This is a genomic window from Aeromicrobium sp., assembly GCF_049586495.1.
GTDB lineage: Bacteria > Actinomycetota > Actinomycetes > Propionibacteriales > Nocardioidaceae > Aeromicrobium.
Genome location: NZ_JBAVCB010000087.1, coordinates 1 through 7,540 on the forward strand (window position 1 = coordinate 1; position 7,540 = coordinate 7,540).

Here is a 7,540-nt window from a genome sequence, read left to right on the forward strand (position 1 = left end):
CCGTGACCGCACGACGCACGATCTGCACCCCGATCTGACCCTGCTGATGTCCACCTCCGGGTCGACAGGATCGCCGAAGCTGGTCCGGTTGTCCCGCGAGAACGTGGTGAGCAACGCCGAATCGATCGCCCAGTTCCTCCAGATCACGATGCAGGACCGTGCGCTCACCACCTTGCCGCTGCACTACTGCTACGGGTTGTCGGTGGTCAACAGTCACCTGATGACCGGTGCCAGCGTGGTCCCGACCCAGTTGTCGGTCGTCGATCCGTGCCTGTGGGACCTGGTCGACGAGACAGCAGCCACGTCCTTCGCCGGCGTGCCGTACACCTTCGACCTGCTCGACGGCATCGGCTTCGCCGAGCAGCACCACCGGTCTCTACGACAGGTCACCGTGGCCGGTGGCCGACTCGACGCCGCGTCGGTGCGTCGATACGCCCAGCTGGGTCGGGACCACGGCTGGAGCCTCGTGCCGATGTATGGCCAGACCGAGGCGACCGCCCGGATGGCGTATGTGCCGCCGGAGCTGGTCGAGGAGCACCCGAGTGCCCTCGGAGTGGCCATTCCCGGCGGAGCGCTACGTCTCGACCCTGTGCCGGAGGCGTCTGATCTCGGTTCAGACGTGGGAGAACTGGTCTACAGCGGGCCCAACGTCATGATGGGCTACGCCCATACCGCAGCGGATCTGAGCAGGGGGCCCGAGGTCGGCGAGCTGCGCACCGGCGACCTCGCTCGCATCGGCGAGGGCGGTCTGTACCAGTGGATGGGCCGGCGCAACAGGATCGCGAAGCTGTACGGGATGCGGATCGACCTGGACGACGTGGAGTGCGCCCTGGCCAACCTGTGTGTGAGCGGCCGCTGCGTGTCCGAGGGCGAACGTCTCCAGGTGTTCGTGCAGCGCGACCGGGTGTGCGAGGCGGTCCGCGATGCCGTGGTGCGGCACAGCCGGCTGCCCTCTCACGTCGTCGACGTGATCGACGTCGACGATCAGCCTCGGACGTCCACCGGCAAGGTCGACTACGCGGCACTGCGCCATCGCGCTGCCGCGATGAACACCGAGGACCACCCAGACCTCGGACAGACCGAACCGCTCTCGCCGACGTCAGTCGAGCCGGAGACCGTCAGAGCCCTGGTCGCCCACCTCCTGGGCCGCCCAGCAGCGACGATCGATGACAGCTTCCAGTCGCTGCGCGGCGACTCCTTGTCGTACGTCGAGGTCTCGGTCAGGTTGTCCGAGCTCGGACTGGATCTGCCGCCGAGCTGGCACCGCCTCCCCATCCGTCAGCTGGTCGATCGTGCCGCTCCCCCGAGTCGATCGGTGCGGGTCGACACGTCCGTCGTGCTGAGGGCCGTCGCCATCGTGCTCATCCTCGGCACGCACGCCAACCTCTGGACCCTCCCCGGTGGTGCTCACCTGCTGCTCATCGTCGTCGGCTTCAATCTGTTCCGATTCCGAGCTGTCGGCGAGTCGGTGGGTGGCCGCGTGCGCCGCGCCCTGAGTGGGGTCGCCAGGATCGCCATCCCCTCGATGATGTGGATCGGTGCGGTGTCGCTGGTGGCAGGGACCTACACGTGGTCGACCGTCTTCATGCTCAACGGCCTGTTCGGCAGCGATCAATGGACCATCCAGTGGCAGTTCTGGTTCCTCGAGGCGATCATCTGGACGCAGCTCGGCGTGCTCGCTGTGACGTGTGTGCCCGGCGTCGAGCGGATGATCCGGCGGGCGCCATTTGCTGTCGCCATGACCGCGGTGGCGTTCACCCTGGCCGCGCGGTTCGCGGAAACCGGCGTCGAGGCGGGTGCCACCGAGAGGTACACCCCAGCGTTCGTCCTGTGGTGCTTCGCGTTGGGCTGGGCCGCGTGGGCGGCGCGATCCGTGGTGCACCGGCTGATGGTGTCAACCGCGTTGGTGCTGGCCGTGCCAGGCTTCTTCGCGGATCCGCAGAGAGAAGCGGTGGTGATCGTCGGCGCACTGCTGCTGATCTGGGTCCAGACGATCTCGCTGCCGCGGTGGGTGGCGCGCGGCGCTGGAGCCCTGGCGGCGGCGTCCCTGTCGATCTACCTGACCCAGTGGCAGGTCTATCCGTACCTGGAGGACCACATCCCGCTGCTCGCGCTGATCAGCTCACTGGCGGTCGGTCTGGCCTACCACCGTTGCTACGGGTGGCTGGAACGCACCGTGGTCCGCCGCAGGAGCACGATGGGTTCATGGATCACGATGACTCGGACCACAGCCAAGACCCGTTGACCCTCCGACCGCTCACCGAAACGGACTGAATCGAGCTTCTGTCGACCACCACCGTCGGACGCGTGGCCTTTGTCGACGCCGACGGCGTGCAGCTGCTGCCGCTGAACTTCGCCGTGATCGACGACGAGATCTATTTCCGCACGGCCACCGACAGCACCCTCCACCAGCTGGCGGAAGGACTCGACGATGTGGCCTTCGAGATCGATCACCACGCCGAAGCCTCCCCCGTCGGGTGGAACGTCACCGTGAAGGGGAGCACCTCCCGGGTCTCCGATCCCGAGCTGCGAGACCGCGTCATGGCGTGGGAGCGACTCCGGCCGTGGGCCGGCGGCGAACGCGGCGAAGTGATTCACCTCGCCCGCCGATCCGTCGCCGGGCGATACGTCCCTCGCCGCTGAGTCGGGTCGCTACAGTGAGGCCGTGAACTCCCACCGGCCGGGCCGGCTTCAGGCCCGCGCCCTCGTGTCCATCCTTGCTGTCCTGGCTCTGGTCATGGGTACCTCGCCGGCCATTGCTGCCGACGACTTCCACACCTACTCAGGGTCCACGCCACTCTCGGTCCTGGCCAACGGCACCGTGCTGAAGACCCGCACCGTCCAGTACAGCCTTTCGGGCATTCCGCTCCCCCTGACCGTCGTGCAGCTGCTGTATCGCACCACTGACGCGCAAGGCCGACCGTCGGCCAACGCCACGTCGATCATTCAGCCGCCAGCGAGCGCACTGACAGGTCCGGCGACGCAGGTGGTGGCTTACCAGTCGTTCTACGACTCCTTGAACCCCGAGGACGGTCCTTCCTACGCGCTGGCCGGCGGCAACAGCGGCGGCACCCCCGTGGTGCACGCCGAGACCGCCTCAGTCGCAGGACTGCTCCTCGCGGGCCACCCGGTCGTGATGGCCGACACGCAGGGAGCGACGGCCGACTTCGCCGCAGGACCGGAGTACGGACGCGCCACCGTGGACTCGCTGCGGGCTGTCCTGGCCTCCCCAGCCAGCAACGTCTCCCCGACCGCCAAGATCGGCCTCCTCGGGTACTCAGGCGGTGCCATCGGCACCAACTGGGCCGCGGTGGTCGCCCCCTCGTACGCCCCCGACATCAACGAACGGCTGGTCGGGGCGGCCGAGGGTGGAGTCCTGGTCGTGCCGGACCACAACCTCGACTACATCTCTGGCTCCACGATCTGGGCCGGCGTGCTGGTGATGGCGTTCGTTGGGGTCAGTCGCGCCTACGACGTGCCGCTGCGCGACTACCTGAATGAGCGGGGTCGCCAGCTGCTCGACGACCTCGACAGGGCACCCATCGGCGACGTGCTCGGGCGGTACCCCGGGCTCACCTATGAGTCCCTGGCGCTGCCTCAGCACCAGGACCGGACCACGATCGAGCCGTACGTCACCACCGTCAACAAGCTCAATCTGGGGCAGGCGCCGATTCCCACGATCCCGATGTTCGTCGGCCAGGGCACCGGCGGCGAGGCCGAGGGCACCCAGGAGCACCCGACGTACGGATCGGGCGACGGCGTGATGCTGGCTGGCGACGTTCGATCGCTGGCCCGCCGCTACTGCGACGCCGATCTCCCGGTCCAGTACCGCGAGTACCCGGCCAGCCACGTCACCACGGTTCCGCTCTGGCTGCCCGAGGCCATCGCCTGGCTCGAGGCACGTTTCGACGGCACCACGTCGCCGCCAAGCAGCTGCGGCTCGATCGCGGCCGGCAACTCGTTGGCGCCGCTGCCCGTCCCGGGAAATGGTTCTCCCATGCATCCGACCGATCCGTCCGACGGGTCCGGCGGCGGCCCCGGGCCGGACCCGACTCCAGCATCGGGAGGCGGGGACTCCCCCACGCCCGGTTCGAAGACTGATGCGCTGGCTGCCGGATCAGGGAGCGGAGCGGGCGCGAACGCCCGCGACACGCTGCCCGGCACCGGTGCCCCAGCCATCGCAGGGCTGTTGGCGCTCGCGTGGGTGTGCCTCGCAGCAGGCCACCTGCTGTGGTTCCGCGGGCGGCAGAACCGCTGGCCCGCCCTCTGACACAGGTCTGATCGGCGAGCCATCCCGTCCTGTCAGGTTCTGCCTTTCGTTGGCATCTCGCACGCATCGTGGGCAAGGCGCACCTGGATGCCTTGGCCCAACAGGCGCCGGTGCCCCGCAAAGACGTGTGCGGTCCCGTGGTTCCGCCGATAAGGAGACCTCACCGATCGATGTTCCAAGCTGTTAGACTTTGATCTCCCGCTTCCTGCAATGACTGGAGAAGTTTGCCTAGTCACTTGGCCCCGACGCCGGTCTTCACCGACGACTCCGGCACGCGCGCCCGCCGGTGGCAGCAGGCCACACGAACTACCGTTGCGCTGATCGGTCTTGCCGCTGGCGCCCTTGTCGTCAGCTTGACGACATCAGCGAACGTCCCCGGCCTCGGGGATCCTTCTGCGAGTGAGGCCGCTCAGCAGGCAGAGCGAAACCCGGGAGATCGTCCGCCTCGGTCGGCCGCCGGCGGCACGTTTCCCGCACCCGTGGCCGCGCCGGCGTCGATCCCCGCCACGGGCACCACCAGCACCGGGCAGGTCGGCGCGGAGGTCGGTACGCCCAGCGGCCCATCTGCGACCTCCTCCTCCGCGCCGAAGGCCCCCAACGCGGCCGCTGGTAACAACACCCCCGGGAGCACGACCCGGTCCAGTACCGCCCCGCCTGCTCGACCCGTGGCCGCTGGCAACAGCACCTCCGGGAGCACGACCCGGTCTAGTACTGCCCCGCGGGCTCGACCCACCACCGCTCCCGGGGTTCCGCCCGCGGATCCGCCCGGCAAGTTCAAGAAGTAGTCGTCATGGTGCGCGGCCACGCCGACGCGCGCCACCCACGCACGCACTGGGTCTTGCTCGTCGTTCTCCTGCTGTCTCTGCTGTTCTTCCTGGTGGTGTCCGGCTTCACCTCAGGCGTCCTGGGTGAGAGCGCTAGGGCGCCAGAGTCTCGGATCTCCACCACTCCCGTGCCGTCCGGTGTCCTGCGCGGCGGGCCAATACTCGCTCCTTCGCGCCCCAACACCGCCGGGCTGAGCTTGAAGGACCGGCACGTCGCCTTGACCTTTGACGACGGGCCCACCCGCTACACCGCCGAGATCCTCGACGTCCTCCGCCGTGAGCAGGTCAGTGCGACCTTCTTCGTGATCGGTTCTCGCGTCGTCGCGCGACCGGATCTCGTCCGCCGGATGATCGACGAGGGTCACCAGGTCGGCGTGCACACTTTCACACACGTCAACCTAGCCAACATTCCACCATGGCGAGTCAGACTCGAGCTCAATCAGACCCAGCTCGCCATCGCCGCCGCGACAGGCCGCACGACAAACCTGATGCGCCCACCCTTTTCGTCCCAGGCCGACGCAATCGGACCCTCCGACTGGAAGGCGCTCCAGCTCTCGACCCGCTACCGGGTTGTCTTCACCAACCTCGACACCAAGGACTGGCAACGGCCTGGCACTGATGACATTGTCGCTGCCGGGACACCTGCGGATGGAGCCGGCGCTGTGGTCATGCTCCACGACGGAGGCGGTAATCGCGAGCAGACCGTCAGGGCCGTTGCAGACCTGATCACCGGGTTGCGTGCAGATGGCTACACATTCGACACCATCACCGATTCCGTCGGGCTTCCGTCGCCGTGGCAGCGAGCCACGACCGGCGAGCGCGTCGGGGGGTGGATCACGATGGGTGTCGTGCGGCTCTCCGGCGTGATAGCCGACGGACTGAGGATCGCATTCCTCGGCCTGGCCATCCTTGCCGTGCTTCGTACCGCGCTCCTCGTGATGTTTGCCCGACGACACGACATGACTACACGTCGACGTTCGCCCGACACAGCGCACCACCTACCATCGGTCACTGTCGTTGTCCCCGCCTACAACGAGGAGCTGGGAATCGCCTCGGCGGTCAGGTCGCTCGCAGCCAGCGACTACCCGGACCTCGAGATCATCGTGGTTGACGACGGGTCTACCGACGCCACAGCGTCAGTCGTCGACAATCTTGAAATGCCCGGAGTTCGACTCATCCGGCAGGCAAACGGCGGGAAACCAACCGCGCTCAACACCGGCATCGCGGCCGCGCGCGGCGAGATCTTGGTGTTGGTCGACGGTGACACTGTCTTCGAGCCAGACGCGATGCGCGCGCTGGTGGCGCCGCTATCGGACCCGGCAGTCGGCGCAGTTTCCGGTAACACCAAAGTCGGCAACCGACGCGGCCTGTTGGGGAGCTGGCAACACATCGAGTACGTCATCGGATTCAACCTCGACCGACGTATGTTCGACGTCCTTCAATGCATGCCGACGGTGCCGGGGGCCATCGGCGCGTTCCGGCGCGAAACCCTCGACGCCGTCGGTGGTGTCAGTAGTGACACCTTGGCCGAGGACACCGACCTGACGATGGCCATCTGCCGTGGGGGCTGGCGGGTCGTCTATGCGCCCGACGCCCGCGCGTGGACCGAGGCACCCAGCACGCTCGGCCAGCTTTGGCGGCAGCGATACCGCTGGTGCTACGGCACGATGCAGTCGATGTGGAAGCACCGGCACGCGGCGGTGGAGAGCGGCGCGTCAGGCAAGCTTGGGCGCCGGGGACTGCCTTATCTCCTCGCGTTCCAGGTTGCCCTACCCCTCCTCGCACCTGCGATCGACGTCGCTGCGATCTATGCGCTCGTGTTCGGTTCGTCGATGCAGATCGTCTGGGTCTGGCTTGCATTCCTTGCCATGCAGTACCTCAGCGCCGCCTACGCGTTTGTTCTTGACAGAGAGAAGCTGGCTCCGCTGTGGACGCTCGTCCTTCAACAACTGGTCTACCGCCAGATGATGTACCTCGTGGTCATCCAGTCGGTTGCCAGCGCGGTGTATGGCATCAGACTCAAATGGCAGAAGCTACGGCGGACCGGCGACATGGAAGCCGCACCCGTCGGCGTGGCGACCTAGCCGCGTACGAGCGCTAGGAGGTCGAACCGGACCCCGCGCGCATGATGTTTTAGTGCAGTTACGTGAGAGCCTGGAAGAGGTGCTCGGCCCTGATGCGGATCCTCAAAGAGAAAAAGGAAATCGGGCTGGCGATCGAGTACGATCACGCGACGAAGACAGCACGTGCTCCCGCTGAAATGAGCAATCCCCCCGTCCTCACCGGCGAGAGTGAGTTCAGGGGGATTGACCGTGTCCGAGGGGGGACTTGAACCCCCACGCCCGTAACCGGGCACTAGCACCTCAAGCTAGCGCGTCTACCATTCCGCCACCCGGACGAGTGGTGCGTCACCCCGCGAGCGGGGCAGCAATGAACTCTAGCAAAC

Annotated in this window: 5 protein-coding genes and 1 tRNA gene; 4 read left to right on the top strand and 2 right to left on the bottom strand. The window is 67.2% G+C overall.

The features are described from left to right. The 3 genes from WB508_RS04850 to WB508_RS04860 all read left to right on the top strand — a co-directional run. Positions 1-2,245, top strand: a 2,245-nt coding sequence (locus WB508_RS04850) for an AMP-binding protein (protein ID WP_423843751.1), incomplete at its 5' end; no start/stop codon positions are given. Between the two features lie 38 nt (positions 2,246-2,283). Continuing rightward, a complete protein-coding gene (locus WB508_RS04855) occupies positions 2,284-2,643 on the top strand; it encodes a pyridoxamine 5'-phosphate oxidase family protein (protein ID WP_423843755.1) in 360 nt (119 codons plus the stop codon). A 22-nt stretch (positions 2,644-2,665) separates the two neighbouring features. Further along, positions 2,666-4,270 (top strand): lipase family protein, encoded by a 1,605-nt coding sequence (locus WB508_RS04860; RefSeq protein WP_423843752.1) that lies wholly within the window; start codon positions 2,666-2,668, stop codon positions 4,268-4,270. A 409-nt stretch (positions 4,271-4,679) separates the two neighbouring features. Here WB508_RS04860 and WB508_RS04865 read toward each other — a convergent pair whose 3' ends face one another. Next, positions 4,680-5,075 carry a hypothetical protein gene (locus tag WB508_RS04865; RefSeq protein ID WP_423843753.1) on the bottom strand — a complete coding sequence of 132 codons (396 nt, stop codon included), beginning with the start codon at positions 5,073-5,075 and terminating at the stop codon, positions 4,680-4,682. Between WB508_RS04865 and WB508_RS04870 the strand changes: the two genes are divergently transcribed. After that, on the top strand, positions 5,061-7,178 hold the full coding sequence (locus WB508_RS04870) for a bifunctional polysaccharide deacetylase/glycosyltransferase family 2 protein (RefSeq protein WP_423843754.1): 2,118 nt from the start codon (positions 5,061-5,063) through the stop codon (positions 7,176-7,178). The genes WB508_RS04865 and WB508_RS04870 overlap by 15 nt on opposite strands. 229 nt (positions 7,179-7,407) lie before the next feature. On the opposite strand, the gene WB508_RS04875 is transcribed toward WB508_RS04870, so the two are convergent. Beyond that, positions 7,408-7,492, bottom strand: a tRNA-Leu gene (locus tag WB508_RS04875). Positions 7,493-7,540: the final 48 nt, after the last annotated feature.